Annotated in this window: 11 protein-coding genes; 8 read left to right on the top strand and 3 right to left on the bottom strand. The window is 55.3% G+C overall.

The genetic code is table 11. The features are described 5' to 3' along the window. Positions 1-45: 45 nt before the first annotated feature. Positions 46-2,892 carry a two-component system sensor histidine kinase RcsC gene (rcsC, locus tag RS584_RS15975; RefSeq protein ID WP_047741413.1) on the top strand — a complete coding sequence of 949 codons (2,847 nt, stop codon included), beginning with the start codon at positions 46-48 and terminating at the stop codon, positions 2,890-2,892. An 84-nt stretch (positions 2,893-2,976) separates the two neighbouring features. Here rcsC and rcsB read toward each other — a convergent pair whose 3' ends face one another. Beyond that, a complete protein-coding gene (gene rcsB / locus RS584_RS15970) occupies positions 2,977-3,627 on the bottom strand; it encodes a response regulator transcription factor RcsB (protein WP_003859405.1) in 651 nt (216 codons plus the stop codon). 16 nt (positions 3,628-3,643) lie between these two features. Continuing rightward, positions 3,644-6,316 (bottom strand): phosphotransferase RcsD, encoded by a 2,673-nt coding sequence (rcsD, locus tag RS584_RS15965; RefSeq protein ID WP_017383411.1) that lies wholly within the window; start codon positions 6,314-6,316, stop codon positions 3,644-3,646. A gap of 744 nt (positions 6,317-7,060) precedes the next feature. Between rcsD and RS584_RS15960 the strand changes: the two genes are divergently transcribed. The 6 genes from RS584_RS15960 (at position 7,061) to mgtE (ending at position 14,403) form a co-directional block, all read left to right on the top strand. Then, entirely contained in the window at positions 7,061-8,155 is a 1,095-nt protein-coding gene (locus RS584_RS15960; protein ID WP_039270334.1) for a porin OmpC, read from the top strand. 114 nt (positions 8,156-8,269) lie between these two features. After that, a complete protein-coding gene (gene apbE, locus RS584_RS15955) occupies positions 8,270-9,325 on the top strand; it encodes an FAD:protein FMN transferase ApbE (protein ID WP_315748325.1) in 1,056 nt (351 codons plus the stop codon). A gap of 72 nt (positions 9,326-9,397) precedes the next feature. Then, entirely contained in the window at positions 9,398-10,456 is a 1,059-nt protein-coding gene (gene ada / locus RS584_RS15950; protein ID WP_315748324.1) for a bifunctional DNA-binding transcriptional regulator/O6-methylguanine-DNA methyltransferase Ada, read from the top strand. Then, complete coding sequence (gene alkB / locus RS584_RS15945; protein ID WP_315748323.1) at positions 10,456-11,106, top strand: DNA oxidative demethylase AlkB; 651 nt, start codon at positions 10,456-10,458, stop codon at positions 11,104-11,106. The genes ada and alkB overlap by 1 nt, the downstream gene beginning before the upstream one ends. Positions 11,107-11,182: 76 nt before the next feature. Then, positions 11,183-12,826, top strand: coding sequence for a multidrug ABC transporter permease/ATP-binding protein (locus RS584_RS15940; protein ID WP_017383408.1), 1,644 nt, complete (start codon positions 11,183-11,185; stop codon positions 12,824-12,826). A gap of 140 nt (positions 12,827-12,966) precedes the next feature. Continuing rightward, positions 12,967-14,403 (top strand): magnesium transporter, encoded by a 1,437-nt coding sequence (gene mgtE, locus RS584_RS15935; protein ID WP_006811337.1) that lies wholly within the window; start codon positions 12,967-12,969, stop codon positions 14,401-14,403. On the opposite strand, the gene RS584_RS15930 is transcribed toward mgtE, so the two are convergent. Further along, complete coding sequence (locus RS584_RS15930; RefSeq protein WP_315750000.1) at positions 14,366-15,661, bottom strand: SulP family inorganic anion transporter; 1,296 nt, start codon at positions 15,659-15,661, stop codon at positions 14,366-14,368. The two genes, mgtE and RS584_RS15930, sit on opposite strands and share 38 nt — an antisense overlap. 187 nt (positions 15,662-15,848) lie before the next feature. Between RS584_RS15930 and mqo the strand changes: the two genes are divergently transcribed. Then, positions 15,849-17,498 carry a malate dehydrogenase (quinone) gene (mqo, locus tag RS584_RS15925; protein ID WP_252010754.1) on the top strand — a complete coding sequence of 550 codons (1,650 nt, stop codon included), beginning with the start codon at positions 15,849-15,851 and terminating at the stop codon, positions 17,496-17,498. Positions 17,499-17,621 lie beyond the last annotated feature (123 nt).

Genomic DNA, 17,621 nt, shown 5'->3' with positions numbered 1-17,621 from the left:
CCTTAACCACATTCTTTTTGACCCCGACGGCGGAGCCTCGCCCCTTTGAAATACCTCGTCTCCTTTCGTACCACGTTAAAAGTCTCTCGCTATCTGTTTCGGGCGCTTGCGCTACTGCTATGGTTGCTGGTGGCACTGCTCTCGGTGTTTTACATCGTTAACGCGTTACACCAGAAAGAAGCGGAGATCCGCCAGGAGTTTAACTTAAGCTCGGATCAGGCTCAGCGCTATATCCAGCGCACGTCTGACGTGATGAAAGAGCTTAAGTATATTGCTGAGAATCGACTCACGGCGGAGAACGGCATTCTTGCTATCCGCGGTCGGGATGAAAAAACCGAAGTACCTGATTTCGAACCGCTCTTCCCGGACTCCGATTGTTCCGCCATGAGCAAAGCCTGGCGTGGTTCACTGGAGTCCCTCTCATGGTTTATGCGCTACTGGCGCGATAATTTCTCGGCCGCCTACGATCTGAACCGTGTCTACCTGATTGGCAACGAAAATCTCTGCATGGCGGATTTCGGCCTGCGGGATATGCCCGTCGAACGCGAAGACGCGCTGAAAAGTCTGCATGAGCGTATAGTGAAATACCGCAATGCGCCTCAGGAAGAGCGCGGGAACAACATCTTCTGGATAAGCCAGGGGCCGCGCATGGGCGTCGGCTATTTCTATGCCCTGACTCCGGTTTACCTCGGAAACCGCCTGCAAGCGCTGCTGGGGATTGAACAAACCATCCGTATGGAAAACTTCTTCACGCCGGGCAGTCTGCCGATGGGCGTGACCATTCTGGATGAAAACGGCCATCCGCTCATCTCCCTTACCGGGCCTGAAAACCGCCTGAAGGTGGAACCCAGCTGGATGCAGGAGCGGTCATGGTTTGGCTATACCTCCGGGTTCCGCGAGCTGGTGCTGAAGAAAAGTTTACCGCCATCGTCGCTGAGCATTGTCTACTCGCTGCCGGTGGACAAGGTCCTGGAGCGCATTCGCATCCTGATCCTTAACGCCATTTTGCTGAACATCGCGGTAGGCGTCGCGCTGTTTATGCTGGCGAGAATGTATGAGCGGCGGATCTTTATTCCGGCGGAAGCGGATGCTCAGCGTCTGGAAGAGCATGAGCAGTTTAACCGTAAAATTGTCGCCTCGGCGCCGGTGGGGATCTGCATCCTGCGTACTCAGGACGGGACAAATATCCTCAGTAACGAGCTTGCCCATAACTACCTGAACATGCTCACGCATGAAGACCGCCAGCGGTTAACGCAGATCATCTGCGGTCAGCAGGTTAACTTTGTGGATGTGCTGACCAGCACCCACACCAACCTGCAAATCAGCTTCGTCCATTCTCGCTACCGCAATGAAAACGTGGCCATTTGCGTGCTGGTGGACGTCTCTGCGCGCGTGAAAATGGAAGAGTCATTGCAGGATATGGCGCAGGCGGCGGAGCAGGCCAGTCAGTCGAAATCGATGTTCCTCGCGACCGTCAGCCATGAGCTGCGAACGCCGCTGTACGGCATTATCGGTAACCTCGACCTGCTCCAGACCAAAGAGCTGCCGAAAGGGGTCGACCGGCTGGTGACGGCCATGAACAACTCGTCCAGCCTGCTGCTGAAAATCATCAGCGATATTCTCGATTTCTCTAAAATTGAATCCGAGCAGTTGAAAATAGAGCCGCGCGAGTTCTCCCCGCGCGAAGTGATGAACCATATCTGCGCTAACTACCTGCCGCTGGTGGTGCGTAAACAGCTTGGGCTGTACTGCTTTATCGAGCCGGATGTGCCGCTGACGCTGCATGGCGATCCGATGCGTCTGCAACAGGTCATCTCAAACCTGCTGAGCAACGCCATCAAATTCACCGATATCGGCTGTATTGTGCTGCACGTCTGTCGGGCAGGGGAGTACCTGACCATTCGCGTGCGCGACACGGGTGTTGGCATTCCGGCGAAAGAGGTCGTTCGCCTGTTCGATCCGTTCTTCCAGGTGGGAACCGGCGTCCAGCGTAATTTCCAGGGGACCGGGCTAGGTCTGGCGATTTGCGAGAAGCTTATCAGTATGATGGATGGAGATATCTCCGTCGATACAGAGCCAGGCATGGGCAGCCAGTTCACCATTCGTATTCCGCTCTATTCGGCGCACTATCCGGCGAAAACCACCGTCGACGGGCTGAGCGATAAGCACTGCTGGCTGGCGGTGCACAACGCCTCCTTACATGATTTCCTGACCTCGATGCTGACCAGCAGCGGCGTGCGGGTTTCACGCTACGAAGGCCAGACGCCGGACGCGGATGACATGCTGATCACCGACGTTGAGCCGGAGCAGGCGTGGGCGGGGCGGGGCGTAGTGATGTTCTGCCGCCGTCATATCGGTATTCCGCTTGAGCGTTCGCCTGGGGTATGGGTGCACAGCGTGGCGACACCGCACGAGCTGCTGGGCTTGCTGGCGCGTATTTACAGCGTGCAGCTTGAGGACAACGACGGCGCCACCGTGCTGGCTTCCCCTGATGAGCTGGCGTCGGTGAACGACGATATGATGATTCTGGTCGTCGACGATCATCCAATTAACCGTCGTCTGCTCGCAGATCAGCTTGGCTCTCTGGGCTATCAGTGTAAAACGGCCAATGATGGCGTGGATGCCCTGAATGTCTTAAGTAAGAACCATATTGATATTGTGCTCAGCGATGTGAACATGCCTAACATGGACGGCTACCGTCTGACGCAGCGTATCCGACAGCTGGGGCTGACGCTGCCGGTGGTCGGGGTGACAGCCAACGCGCTGGCGGAGGAGAAGCAGCGCTGTCTGGAGTCAGGAATGGACAGCTGCCTGTCGAAGCCGGTCACGCTGGATGTACTGAAGCAGACGCTGTCCGTGTATGCGGAGCGGGTACGAAAAGCGAGACAATAAAAAAGGCCCGAAAGGGCCTTTTTTATTTCTCCGGCGGCTGTAGGCCGGGTAAGCGCGAGCGCCACCCGGCGTAGACAGCGAAGATCAATCTTTGTCCGTTGCGCTCAGCGTCACGGAAGAGAGATAGTTCAGCAGGGCGATATCGTTATCCACACCCAGCTTCATCATCGCGGATTTTTTCTGGCTACTGATGGTTTTAATACTGCGGTTCAGCTTTTTGGCGATTTCAGTGACCAGGAAACCTTCAGCGAACAGACGCAGAACTTCACTCTCTTTAGGCGAGAGACGCTTGTCGCCATAACCACCCGCGCTGATTTTTTCAAGCAGGCGTGAGACGCTCTCAGGAGTGAATTTTTTCCCTTTCTGTAGCGCCGCCAACGCTTTTGGCAGATCGGTAGGTGCGCCTTGTTTCAGCACAATCCCTTCAATATCGAGATCCAGAACGGCGCTCAGGATCGCCGGGTTATTGTTCATGGTCAGAACAATGATCGAAATGTCCGGGAAGTGGCGTTTAATGTATTTGATGAGCGTGATCCCATCACCGTACTTATCTCCAGGCATGGAGAGATCGGTAATGAGCACGTGCGCATCAAGTTTAGGCAGGTTGTTAATGAGGGCTGTGGAATCTTCAAATTCACCGACTACATTCACCCACTCGATCTGTTCAAGTGATTTGCGAATACCGAACAGTACAATCGGATGGTCATCGGCAATAATTACGTTCATATTGTTCATGTATAAGGCTACCTTGCTACAGCAAGCTCTTGACGTAAGCGTCAATGTCGCTGATGTATTTTTCAATGCCAGAGGCATCTTTCTCACGAATTAGATGTTCCAGCGTTTCACATAACTGCTTGCCGGGAACCAGATTAAGCATGGCAAACACCCCTTTAAGCCGGTGTGCTGTCTGTGCCAGCGCTGCAAAATCCTGCGCAGCGGACTCAGTATACAACCGCTTAACATCATCTGGTACTGTATCAACGAAGAGCGAATAATATCCGCTGGCATGGAGTTCGGCATTTTCATCGCCGCCTAACGGTGACTCCAGGATCTCTTCCTGCGCCAGATTCTCTTCAATCAGTTGTAATACAGCTTCCTGCATTGCATTGCTCATATTAAAGTTGACGCGCAGCTGCCCAGGGCCGATTTTCCGCACGCCTGGCTCATCATCGCTTAAAAGCAAGCCTGAGGCAGTAAGATTAGACGGATTATCAGTTAAAAATAGATCAAATTCTTGACTCGCGAGCCTTTCGTCCGGGGTAATGCAGGACGCCCCCCAGTTTTCCAACTGACGAACGACGATATTTCGGATCTCACTGGAGGTCACATCCACCATCACCACCACATCGTCCAGCAGACGCTCTTCATCCTCTTCCTGGGGATTCGCCGCCATTTTCACGTGTAAAGAGTAGCGGGTGCCGAGGGATTCGCGGGCCTTAATGTTCAGATGACCGCCCAGCTTACGCGCCAGCTGATCGCAAAGCCAGAAGGTGAGGGCATTCGCCTTACCGTAGTGGTCGCGCTGGGTATCGTTCAGGAACGGGAAGTGCAGGTTATCAATTTCGCTCACTGTGACGCCTTCGCCCGTATCCAGAATGCGGAACGTCAGACGATCGTCGGTGGACTCATCGGTGCTGACTTCAAGGGTGATCTTGCCGATCTGCGTCGTGGTGACGGCATACTGTATCAACATCATCAGGATGCGACGCAGGGCATCGCGATCGCCGTGACGTTCGTCGTTGGCCGGTAAATGGTTGTTGATCAGCAGCTGGAGTCCCTTGCGCTTGATCACCGGCAGGACTTCCGGCACCACCTCATCAATCAGGTCCTGGATGGAGAAGAGCGTAGGGGTGCCCTTCCAGATATCATTTTCCAGCATGTTCGCAAGCTGGATTTCGTCCACCAGACGAACCAGGGAGTCGGCCTGGCTGCTTAGCTGTCGGCTTTCCGGCGTGCTCAGATCAGCAATCTGCGTGGCGAGTGACTTCAACGGTTGTTTAAAGGCATCGCCAATATTTTGCATAAACGCCGCGCGGCCATGTTGGTTTTTCTCGTACAGCCTTTGCGCCTGCTTGAGCTTTTTATTCACCAGCACTTCGCGATCCTGATCGCGAATGATGAAGATTTGCGTGCGCGAGGCGACCTGACTGCGGAACTGACGGATCTCATACAGTTCATTATTAACGGTGGCCTGAATAACGCCCTGGTGCTGGTCCGCCATGGCCGTAATATTTTGCAGGTTAAGATGCGGCAGAAGGTGATCGGCAATTTTATTGCTCATTACCGTGCGGTTAGCCTCCTGGTCGTGAACGAGCACCCCAAGCGGCAGCACGGAAATAATCTCTTCATTCAGGGCACGAAGAATGCGCAACTCGTTGCTGGTCCCGGCTGATACCGACGTCGAGTCGCTCTGGCGGCCCGACTGGAAACGGAAGGTGCTGTAGCCAAACAGCGCCAGCGCCAGCAGGCCAATATTCAGCAACAGCGGCAGCAGAATGTTTTGCAGAGTATCAAGCATCAGGGTGCCAAACGGCACCTGCCACACCAGACGCATACCGGTTGAGTTGAGCGATGAGGCAATCTCAATCTTTGAGCCATTAAAGGAGATCGCTACGCTGTCCGCGCCTTCTTTATCCGACGGCGTGCGCATATTTTGGGTGCTGTTGTCTGGCTCCAGACGGAAACTGTCCAGCGGCATATCCGGTGGGATGAGATCGTTAATCGGCAGGTCGAAGGCAACCACGGTCGCCAGATGGCCCGGCTGGTTAAAGGTGGTTCGCAGCGTAAAGTAGTGGCCATTCTGCCAGGCAAGACGGCGTAGTGACGAGAAACTTTCTCGCTCGTCCAGCGCGTTGGCCTGTTGCAGCATTTCTGCCCGACGGGAATCCACAATACTGCCAACGGTGGTCTCTTTAAAGCCGGAGGAGAGATCCTTAAGCGGCAGGGTCGAGATCAGGATCATGCTGTTGTCCTGACCGTTCAGGTAATACATTGACCACGGTACGGTCTCGGCGCCCCACAGGGTATCCAGATAGGAGGAGATCCGCTGCGTCATCTCAAGCGTTGCGCTGTCGTGCGAGCCGAAAATCAGGGCTTCCGTCTTGCGCTGCGGTTTTTCAAGGTAATACACATCCTGCTTAAGGCGCGTTTCCTGCAACCCTTCGCCTGACGAGGTGGCAGGCGCGGCAGCGATATTGTCGTAGATTTGCCAGGTCGCATAGCGCCACGTATCAATGCGCTTATGCACCGCATGGGTGATATCGACGATTTGATAGCTTTTATCTTTAAGCCAGGTATTAACGGCGCTCTGAACCATCACCCCCATTGTGACTAACAGCACAACGATCAACAGAAGAAAGAAACGGGTGATGCTGCCCGGTAGAAGGGAGAATTTGCTCGGGGCGGTAGTTTCAGTCTGACTCATCGATGTGTTTAACCCGTAATGGCCGCGCGGTAATGGGATAGGGCAGTATAAAGGGTAATAACTGAATTTCCAGCGTCGTTAACGGTATGACCTTGACTTTTTATCCGGGTAACCGGCTTCAACGTCCCCGGATGAAAGGTGTACAAAACCCCGTGAAATGTATAAATACGCGATCGCACCGGCAGGAAAATAGCACGAATAAACAAGAAATTAATTTCAATAGCATAAAAAAGAATTCAGCGAAAGCCGGATGCTGGATTTAGTTAATAGTCGTTATCATTTCTGAGGGGTAGCACATAAAATGTAGGCTGACGTAAAGAAAGGTAAAAAAAAACCGAATGCGAAGCATCCGGTTCAATTAGGGATAAACAGACATTCAGAACTGAATGACGGTAATAAATAAAGTTAATGATGATAGCGAGAGTTATTTTAGTGGTGTTGAAGGGAATTTTTTTGTCATTCAGTGCTGTACTGTTTTTTAAGCTAATCACTTGTATTAAATAGAATATATTTTTGTTTTGATTATCCGTGCTATATTTTTAAACTATTTATGCTCTGTAAAAGTTCCTTCAAATTTACAAATTGAAACATGTTGATGGTAAAGTGAAACATCTTCAAAGTTTTCGTATCATATTCCTGTTGGATTATTCTGCATTTTTGAGGAGAATGAACTTGCCGACTGGTTAAGAGGGTTGACCAGTAAGCAGTGGTAAATAATAAGGCATATAACAGAGGGTTAATAAAATGAAAGTTAAAGTACTGTCCCTCCTGGTACCAGCTCTGCTGGTGGCAGGCGCAGCAAATGCGGCTGAAATTTATAACAAAGACGGCAACAAATTAGATCTGTACGGTAAAGTGGATGGTCTGCACTATTTCTCTGATGACGACAGTGCAGACGGCGACCAGACCTACATGCGTCTGGGCTTCAAAGGCGAAACTCAGGTTAACGACCAGCTGACCGGTTACGGCCAGTGGGAATACCAGATCCAGGGTAACTCTGGTGAGAACGAAAACAACTCATGGACGCGTGTGGCGTTCGCAGGTCTGAAATTCGCGGATGCGGGTTCATTCGACTACGGTCGTAACTACGGCGTTGTTTACGATGTGACTTCATGGACCGACGTTCTGCCGGAATTCGGCGGCGATACCTACGGTTCTGACAACTTCATGCAGCAGCGTGGTAACGGCTTCGCGACCTACCGTAACCAGGACTTCTTCGGTCTGGTTGATGGTCTGAACTTCGCGTTGCAGTACCAGGGTAAAAACGGCAGCCCAAGCGGCGAAGGCCAGACCAACAACGGTCGTGACGCGCTGCGTCAGAACGGTGATGGCTACGGCGGCTCTCTGACCTACGATCTGGGCGAAGGCTTCGCTATCGGTACGGCAGTCACCAGTTCTAAACGTACTGCTGACCAGAACGCTGCGGGCTACTACGGTGAAGGCGATCGCGCAGAGACCTATACCGGTGGTCTGAAATACGACGCGAACAACATCTACCTGGCTGCACAGTATACTCAGACTTACAACGCGACCCGTGCGGGCGACCTGGGCTGGGCTAACAAAGCGCAGAACTTCGAAGTGGTTGCGCAGTATCAGTTCGACTTCGGTCTGCGTCCATCCGTGGCGTACCTGCAATCTAAAGGTAAGGACCTGGAAAACGGCTACGGCGACCAGGATCTGCTGAAATATGTTGATGTTGGCGCGACTTACTACTTCAACAAAAACATGTCCACCTACGTTGATTACAAAATCAACCTGGTTGATGAGAACGACTTCACTCGCGCAGCAGGTATCGGTACTGACGATATCGTCGCGCTGGGTCTGGTTTACCAGTTCTAATTGCTCATACAGCGACAAAGGGGCCGACAGGCCCCTTTTTTCATGCTTTTTTAGGGTCTTACAAATACGCTGTTTTAGTGTACTCTTGCCGCCCTGGCATGAGGATAATAACCAATGGATATGACTTTTTTACGCGCCAGCGTTCTGGCGACTTTTTTACTCCTGACCGCGTGTGACTCTTCCACACAGCCCACAAAAATCGACGCACCCGCCGCGACGGTGCTGGAAGGGAAAACCATGGGGACCTTCTGGCGCGTCAGCGTGATTGATATTGATAAATCCCGCGCTGAAGAATTACGCGGTAAAATTCAGGCGCAGCTGGATGCCGACGATCAGCTACTCTCTACCTATAAAAATGACTCAGCGCTGATGCGTTTCAATCGCTCCAGCAGCACCTCGCTGTGGCCGGTGAGCGAAGCGATGGCCGATATCGTCACGGAATCCATGCGCGTGGGCTACAAAACCAACGGCGCAATGGATGTGACCGTGGGGCCGCTGGTGAACCTGTGGGGATTTGGCCCCAACAAGCAGCCGGTGACTACACCCGATCAAGCCGCCATCGACGACGCCCGCGCCCGTACGGGGTTACAGCATCTGGCGGTGATCTCCCAGTACGGTCAGCAATACCTGCAAAAAGATATTCCCGACCTGTTTGTGGATCTCTCCACGGTAGGCGAGGGGTATGCTGCGGATCATCTCGCGGCCCTGATGGCGCAGGAAGGTATTCCGCGTTATCTGGTTTCCGTCGGGGGCGCGCTCGTCAGCCGGGGCATGAACGCCAGCGGCAGGCCGTGGCGAGTGGCCATCCAAAAACCAACCGATCAGCAGAACGCGGTGCAGGCGATTGTCGACATCAACGGGCACGGTATAAGCACCTCCGGAAGCTACCGCAACTATTACGAGCTGGATGGCAAACGTATCTCGCACGTGATTGATCCGCAAACCGGACGCCCGATTACCCACAACCTGGTGTCCGTAACGGTGATAGCCCCAACCGCGCTGGAAGCGGATGCCTGGGATACCGGATTGATGGTGCTCGGCACGGAGAAGGCCAAAGAGGTGGTGCGTCAGGAAGGGCTGGCCGTCTATATGATCACCAAAGAGGCTGACGGATTTAAAACCTGGAGTTCGCCGCAGTTCAACAGCTTCCTGGTGAGCGAAAAAAATTAAAAAGCAAGGTTGCGGGTTTTTGTTCGGTGGCGTTCAGGCAAGCTGAGCGTATGCTTGTAAGAGGAGCCGATAATGAAAAACACAACCTATCTTACCGATGAGGATCGCTGGCAGGCCGTACTGGCCCGCGATCCGCGTGCGGATAACCAGTTTGTCTTTGCCGTGCAGACGACCGGCATTTATTGTCGTCCGTCCTGCCGCGCCCGCCACGCGCTGCGTAAAAATGTCTGCTTTTATCCTGATGCTCACCAGGCAGCGCAGGCGGGTTTCCGCCCCTGTAAGCGCTGTAGGCCGGACCAGGTCGACCCTATGGCGCAGAAAAAGGCCAACATTGCGCTGGCCTGTCGACTGCTTGAACAGGATGCCGCGCTGAACCTGGAGGCACTGGCGCAGCAGGTTGCCATGAGTCCGTTCCATTTCCACCGCTTGTTTAAATCCGTCACCGGCATGACGCCGAAAGCATGGCAGCAGGCCGCGCGTGAACAACGCCTGCGCAGCCTGCTTGCACAGGGCGGTAAAATCACCGACGCCGTACTGGCCGCTGGCTTTCCGGACGGCAGCAGTTACTACCGTAAAGCCAACGGCGCGCTGGGCATGACGGCAAAACAGTACCGCAACGGAGAGGCTGCGGTCCGCTATGCCATCAGTGACTGCTCGCTGGGCCGCTGTCTGGTGGCGGAAAGCGAGCGCGGGATCTGCGCAATACTGCTGGGTGATGACGCCGCCGGGCTGACGGCTGAGCTGCTGTCACTGTTTCCGCTTGCCGTCCGTGAACCGATGGAAGGCGCGTTTGCCGGGCGTGTTCGGCAGGTTATTGCCTCTGTCGACAGCCGCGAGACGCCGCTGACGCTGCCGCTGGATATCCGTGGTACCGCCTTCCAGCAGCAGGTCTGGCAGGCGCTGCGGGATATCCCCTGCGGTGAAACGGCAAGCTATCAGCAGGTGGCGAAGGCCATTGGTAAACCCAATGCCGTACGTGCCGTGGCGGGGGCCTGCGGTGCCAACAAACTGGCGATAGTCATCCCCTGCCACCGCGTGGTGCGTAACGACGGTGCGCTGTCGGGTTATCGCTGGGGCGCAGCGCGTAAGATGCTATTGTTGAAACGTGAGGCGAACAACCCGGAGGGATAATGCTCGATCTTTTTGCTGATGCTGAACCCTGGCACGAGCCGCTCGCGCCGGGGGCGACGATCCTGAGACGCTTCGCGCTTTCCCGCGCGGCGGCGCTGTTCGACGGTATTGATGCCGTTACCGCTTGTTCGCCATTTCGCCATATGGTTACGCCGGGCGGGTATACCATGTCCGTGGCGATGACCAACTGCGGCGAACTGGGATGGGCGACGAATGAGCGGGGCTATGTATATGCCGCGAACGATCCGCTGACGGATCAGCCGTGGCCGCCGATGCCGGAGGCGTTTCAGGCGCTGTGTCATGCTGCCGCCGTGGCGGCCGGATATCCTGATTTTCGACCCGATGCCTGTCTTATCAACCGCTATGCCGTTGGGGCAAAGCTCTCCTTGCATCAGGATAAGGACGAGCCGGACCTGCGCGCGCCGATTGTCTCGGTATCCCTTGGGCTGCCCGCTGTCTTTCAGTTTGGCGGCCTGCGGCGCAACGACCCGCTCAAACGGCTGATGCTGGAGCATGGTGATGTGGTGGTCTGGGGCGGTGAATCACGGCTTTTTTACCACGGTATTCAGCCGCTTAAACCTGGCGATCACCCGGTGGCGGGGGCGTTTCGCTACAACCTCACGTTCCGTCAGGCGGCATACAGAGAATAAAAATAAGAATTATTCTTGATGTGTGTGAAAGGCAGTTTACACTGCTGGCTGATTTTTCTTGTCCGGATTGCTCTGCATGCAACTACTTCTTCTTGTCTGGCGGCAGTATCGCTGGCCTTTTATCGCGGTGATGGCGTTAAGCCTTGCCAGCGCGGCGCTGGGGATCGGCCTGATTGCCTTCATTAACGTGCGTTTGATCGAAATGGTCGACACGTCACTCTCCGTCCTGCCGGAATTTCTGGGGTTACTGCTGCTGCTGATGGCAGTCACGCTCGGGTCACAGCTGGCGCTGACCGCCCTCGGCCACCATTTCGTTTTCCGTCTGCGCAGTGAGTTCATCAAACGGATCCTTGATACTCAGGTGGAACGCATCGAGCAGCTGGGAAGTGCCTCTCTGCTGGCGGGGCTGACCAGCGATGTGCGCGCCATTACCATCGCCTTTGTGCGCCTGCCGGAGCTGGTGCAGGGGATCATCCTGACATTTGGCTCGGCAGCCTATCTCGCCTGGCTCTCCAGCAAAATGCTGGCGGTAACGGCGCTGTGGATTGTTATTACCATCTGGGGCGGATTCCTGCTGGTATCACGCGTCTATAAGCACATGGCGGTGCTGCGCGAAACGGAAGACAAGCTCTATAACGATTATCAGACGGTGCTGGAAGGGCGCAAAGAGCTGACGCTGAACCGCGAGCGTGCCGAGCATATCTTCAACCATCTCTATATCCCGGATGCGCACGAATATCGTCATCACATTATTCGCGCCGATACGTTCCACCTGAGCGCCGTGAACTGGTCCAACATCATGATGCTGGGCGCCATTGGCCTGGTGTTCTGGATGGCGAATAGCCTGGGGTGGGCGGATACCAACGTGGCGGCAACGTACTCCCTGACGCTGCTGTTTTTACGCACGCCGCTGCTGTCGGCCGTTGGCGCACTGCCAACGCTGCTGAGCGCTCAGGTGGCCTTCAACAAGCTGAAGAAATTCGACCTTGCGCCGTTTAAGGCTGAGTTCCCGCGCCCGCAGGCCTTCCCGAACTGGCAAACGCTGGAGCTGCGTAACGTTACCTTCCGCTATCAGGATAACGCCTTCTCCGTAGGGCCGATAAACCTGACCATTCATCGCGGCGAACTGCTGTTCCTTATCGGCGGCAACGGCAGCGGCAAATCCACGCTGGCGATGCTGCTGACGGGCCTCTACCAGCCGCAGGCGGGTGAAATTTTGCTGGATGGTAAAGCGCTGAGCGCGGAGAAACCGGAGGACTACCGCAAGCTCTTCTCGGCGGTATTTACCGACGTCTGGCTGTTCGACCGGCTGCTGGGACCGGAAGGGCAGCAGGCGGATCCGGCGCTGGTGGAGAAGTGGCTTGCGCACCTGCAAATGTCGCACAAGCTGGAGCTTCAGGATGGCAAAATCCTGAATCTCAAACTGTCGAAAGGGCAGAAGAAACGCGTGGCGCTGCTGCTGGCTCTGGCCGAAGAGCGCGACATCATCCTGCTGGATGAGTGGGCCGCCGATCAGGACCCGCACTTCCGTCGCGAGTTTTATCAGGTACTGCTGCCGCTGATGCAGGCGATGGGAAAAACCATTTTTGCCATCAGCCATGACGATCACTACTTCATTCACGCCGACCGTCTGCTGGAGATGCGCGACGGCAAGCTGAGCGAGCTGACCGGCGATGAGCGTGATGCGGCGTCACGGGACGCGGTGGCGCGTACGGCCTGATTGCAATTGTGCCGGGTGGCGCCCGGCACACTAATTTTTCATATATGCCGTTTTTTTCTCCATCCCGACCCGCCGTTTATTCTTATTTACATATCCCCGCGCTATGCTTAACGCCAACTCATTTAATGGATTTATGATTGATGTCGGTATTAAAGAAAAACAGCGCCAGGCAGCGTGACCAGGAGCGTGCGCGGCTCATCTGGCTCCTGACGACCGATAAAGCGGTTACGTCAACGTTATTGGGTAAGCTAACCCTGGCTGAGCAATATGATGTCGGCACGCTGGCCGACGATATTGCTGAGGTAGGTGCGCTGGTTGCACATTTACCGCCCCCGGACCTGGCGGACACCCTGGAGGCATTGCCTTCCGAAGAGCGCCACGCCCTGTGGCGGCTGGTGCAGGATCACGAGCGCGGTCAGGTATTGCTTGAAGCCTCGGAAAACGTCTGGGATGACCTTATCGATGAGATGAGCGACCGGGACATTCTTGACGCCCTGCAAACGCTGGATATCGATGAGCAGATTTACCTCGTTCAGCATCTTCCGCGCAACCTGACCGGACGCCTGCTGGCTTCCCTGCCTGCGGAAGAGCGGGCGCGCGTGCGTCAGGTGATGCACTACGAGAAAAACAGCGTCGGCGCGATCATGGAGTTTGGCGTCATCACCGTGCGCCCGGACGTCACCCTGGGTACGGTGCAGCGCTATCTTCGTCGCCTGGGCAGTATGCCGGACAACACCGATAAATTGTTCGTCACCTCGCGGGATAAAACCCTGCTCGGGGAGCTGGAGCTGAAAACGATCCTGCTGAACAGCACCCAGCAGCGGGTGAGTGAGGTCATGGAAACCGAGCCGATGGTCTTCTCGCCGGAAGACGATGCCGAAAAAGCGGCGCGTACCTTCGAACGTGATGACCTGGTGAGCGCGGCGGTGGTGGATTCGGTGGGCAAGCTGATGGGGCGTCTGACCATCGATGAGATCGTTGACGTGGTCTATGAAGAGACCGATAACGACCTGCGTGCCCTTGGCGGGATTAGTGCCGAAGATGACGTTCATGCCTCCGTCGGCAAGGCCGTCAAAACGCGCTGGGCGTGGCTCGCCATCAATTTATGCACCGCGTTCGTGGCGTCCCGCGTTATTGACGGCTTCGAACATACCATTTCCCAGCTGGTGGCCCTGGCGTCGCTGATGCCGATTGTGGCGGGGATCGGCGGGAACACCGGCAACCAGACTATCACCATGATCGTTCGCGCCCTGGCGCTGGAAAACATTCAGCCGGGTAATTTTTCGTGGCTGATTTTCAGGGAGATGGGCGTCGCGCTGATTAATGGCCTGGTCTGGGGCGGCATCATGGGCGGCATTACCTGGTGGCTGTATGATGATATGGCGCTGGGCGGGGTCATGATGCTGGCAATGGTGCTGAACCTGCTGGTGGCGGCGATGATGGGCGTGATTATCCCGTTGACCATGACCCGGCTGGGGCGCGACCCCGCGGTGGGATCGAGCGTGATGATCACCGCCATTACCGATACCGGCGGTTTCTTTATTTTTCTTGGACTGGCGACGATTTTTCTTCTGTAGCCAGCGCTTTTTGCTTAAGTCGGGCAGGGAGGATGAACATCATCATAATCCCGCCCAGCACGCCAATTGCCAGGTTGCCGGTGAAAACCGTTGCCACAACCGTCACCAGCATCACGACGGTTTCAGCCACCGGCGCGTTTTTCAGCGTTCCGGGCTGAACGCTATGCCAGCTAAAGGTCTTGACGGCCACAATGGCCATAATTCCCGCCAGTACCGCCATCGGAATTTTGGCCATCACCTCGCTGAGCGCCGTAACCAGCACCAGCAGTACGATGCCCGCCGCAAGGGTGGAGATACGGCTTCTGCCTTTCCCCATCTCCACGTTAACGATGGTCTGCCCAATCATCGCGCAGCCCGCAATGCCGCCGTAGAACCCGGCCATAATATTGCCCACGCCCAGCCCGATGCTCTCGCGGCGTTTACTGGAGGGGGTAGCGGTCAGCTCGTCAACCAGTTTTGCCGTCAACAAGGATTCCAGCAGGCCAACGAAAGCGATACTGAGCGCGCACGGCCAGATGATGCTCAGGGTTTCCAGATTGAGCGGCACCAGCAGTTGCGTAAAGCCCGGCAAACCGCCGCCCATGGAACCTTCATCCCCTACCGTCGGCAGGATTTGCCCGCTGGTGGCGGTGAACAAAGTCAGCAGCACAATGGCAATCAGCGGAGAAGGCACGCTTTTGATATAGCGTGGCACCCACAGCACAATCAGCAGTGTCAGCACGAACAGGCCCACAATCAGCGGGCTTCGGCTCCAGAAATGGGGCACCTGGGCAAAGAAAATCAAAATGCCAAGGGCGTTAACAAACCCGGTCATCACCGACTGGGGAATAAAGCGCATCAGCCGCGCCATACCCAGCGCGCCGAACAGGATCTGAATCACGCCTGCCATCACCACCGCGGGCAGAATGTACTGTACGCCGTGTTGATGGACCATCGGCCCAATCACCAGCGCGACGGAACCTGCCGCCGCCGTCACCATGGCCGGACGCCCGCCGAGCAGGGAAAGGGCGAAACAGAGCACCACGGAGGCGATAAGGCTCACTTTCGGATCCACGCCCGCGACCACGGAAAACGAAATCACTTCCGGGATCAGCGCCAGCGCGGTAATCACACCGGCCAGGGTTTCGCGCATCAGACGGTGAGGCGAACGTAAAACAGTGGCGACATGGCCTTCTTGAGGTACAGACGAGTGGGGTAATGACATAACAATTCGCTGGTAGGGGCAGGCTTCCGTGCGCGCGATCACAAAGTGCAGCATGATAGCCAGGAAAATCGTCGGGTGCCAGCCTGTCTGCCAAATCCCTACAAACAATCCATCATTAAATTTCACAATTACAATAATTTCGTAACCTTTAAACAATATTTAAAAGTTGCTACCGTGCCACCGCAGCGTGTTTCACCTGTAATTTCCACGCATCAAGCACTATTCAACTAAGGCATAAATGATGAAAAAAATGACTGCCGTGCTCTTTTCTCTGGCCGTGGGGCTGAACGTCGTCTCGATGGCGGCGAAGGCTGACGCACCAAAAGAGCAGGAAACGGATGTCCTTTTAATTGGTGGCGGCATCATGAGCGCCACGCTGGGAACGTATCTTCAGGAATTAGAGCCGAACTGGTCCATGACCATGGTCGAGCGCCTCGATGGCGTGGCACAGGAAAGCTCTAACGGCTGGAACAACGCCGGGACGGGGCACTCGGCACTCATGGAACTGAACTATACGCCGCAGAAAAAGGACGGTTCCATTAGTATCGAGAAGGCGGTAGAGATCAACGAAGCGTTCCAGATCTCACGTCAGTTCTGGTCTCACCAGGTGAACAGCGGTGTGTTGCACAATCCACACTCCTTCATCAACACCGTACCGCACATGAGCTTTGTGTGGGGCGATCAAAACGTCAACTTCCTGCGCGCGCGCTACGCTGCCCTGCAACAGAGCACGCTTTTCCGCGGGATGAAATACTCTGAAGATCACGCTCAAATCAAAGAGTGGGCGCCGCTGGTCATGGAAGGCCGCGATCCGAACCAGAAAGTAGCGGCGACCCGCACTGAAATTGGTACAGACGTTAACTACGGTGAAATCACCCGTCAGCTGGTGTCCTCTCTGAAGAAAAAAGAGAACTTTAACCTGCAACTCAGCTCCGAAGTGCGTGGTTTCAAGCGCAACGCGGATAACAGCTGGAGCGTGACCGTTGCCGATCTGAAAAACAACGAAGCCGAGCATGTGATTAAGGCGAAGTTCGTGTTTATCGGTGCGGGCGGCGCGGCGCTGAAACTGTTGCAGGAGTCCGGTATTCCGGAAGCGGACGACTACGCGGGCTTCCCGGTCGGCGGCCAGTTCCTGGTGTCGGAAAACCCGGAAGTGGTTAACCGTCATCTGGCTAAAGTGTACGGTCAGGCCTCTGTGGGCGCACCACCGATGTCCGTTCCGCATATCGACACCCGCATGCTGGACGGTAAGCGCGTAGTGCTGTTCGGGCCGTTCGCCACATTCTCCACCAAATTCCTGAAAAACGGTTCCCTGTGGGATCTGCTGAGCGCGACCACGACGTCAAACGTTAAGCCAATGATGGACGTGGGGCTGGATAACTTCGATCTGGTGAAATACCTGATTAGCCAGGTGATGCTCTCTGATGAAGAACGCTTCGAGGCGCTGAAAGAGTACTATCCGCAGGCGAAGAAAGAAGACTGGCGTCTGTGGCAGGCGGGTCAGCGCGTGCAGATTATCAAACGCGATCCGAAAGAGGGCGGCGTGCTGCGCCTGGGTACCGAAGTGGTAAGCGATAAGGATGGCACCATTGCCGCGCTGCTGGGGGCATCTCCGGGGGCGTCTACCGCTGCGCCAATCATGCTGCACCTGATGGAAAAAGTGTTTAAGGATAAAGTATCCAGCCCGGAATGGCAGGCGAAGCTGAAAACCATTATTCCATCCTACGGTACGAAGCTGAACGGTAACGTTGAAGCCACGGAACAAGAGCTGGAATACACCAGCCGCGTTCTGCAACTACAATACGTCAAACCGCAGGCTGCGGATTCTGCGCCAAAGGCAGAGCTGAAGCCTCAGGCGGAAAGCAAGCCGGTAGCGGATATCGCGCTGTAAGGTAAACGCAAAACGGTAACATCCGTTACCGTTTTTAGTGTTTTCTCCCTCTCCCGGTGGGCTGAGGGTTCCCCACAAAGACGGCCCCCTCTCCCTTGAGGGAGAGGGCTGGGGTGAGGGCAC

Source organism: Enterobacter sp. DTU_2021_1002640_1_SI_PRY_ASU_LCPMC_013 (genome assembly GCF_032389435.1).
Taxonomy (GTDB): domain Bacteria; phylum Pseudomonadota; class Gammaproteobacteria; order Enterobacterales; family Enterobacteriaceae; genus Enterobacter; species Enterobacter hormaechei_C.
Note: the sequence above shows the minus strand (reverse complement) of the source record. Positions and strands in the feature narration are given on the sequence as shown.

Bases quoted from the DNA above. Each gene is read 5' to 3' on its own strand.
- rcsB (WP_003859405.1), bottom strand. From the start codon at position 3,627: ATGAACAATATGAACGTAATTATTGCCGATGACCATCCGATTGTACTG.
- rcsD (WP_017383411.1), bottom strand. From the start codon at position 6,316: ATGAGTCAGACTGAAACTACCGCCCCGAGCAAATTCTCCCTTCTACCG.
- RS584_RS15960 (WP_039270334.1), top strand. From the start codon at position 7,061: ATGAAAGTTAAAGTACTGTCCCTCCTGGTACCAGCTCTGCTGGTGGCA.
- apbE (WP_315748325.1), top strand. From the start codon at position 8,270: ATGGATATGACTTTTTTACGCGCCAGCGTTCTGGCGACTTTTTTACTC.
- ada (WP_315748324.1), top strand. From the start codon at position 9,398: ATGAAAAACACAACCTATCTTACCGATGAGGATCGCTGGCAGGCCGTA.
- alkB (WP_315748323.1), top strand. From the start codon at position 10,456: ATGCTCGATCTTTTTGCTGATGCTGAACCCTGGCACGAGCCGCTCGCG.
- RS584_RS15940 (WP_017383408.1), top strand. From the start codon at position 11,183: ATGCAACTACTTCTTCTTGTCTGGCGGCAGTATCGCTGGCCTTTTATC.
- mgtE (WP_006811337.1), top strand. From the start codon at position 12,967: ATGTCGGTATTAAAGAAAAACAGCGCCAGGCAGCGTGACCAGGAGCGT.
- RS584_RS15930 (WP_315750000.1), bottom strand. From the start codon at position 15,661: ATGCTGCACTTTGTGATCGCGCGCACGGAAGCCTGCCCCTACCAGCGA.
- mqo (WP_252010754.1), top strand. From the start codon at position 15,849: ATGAAAAAAATGACTGCCGTGCTCTTTTCTCTGGCCGTGGGGCTGAAC.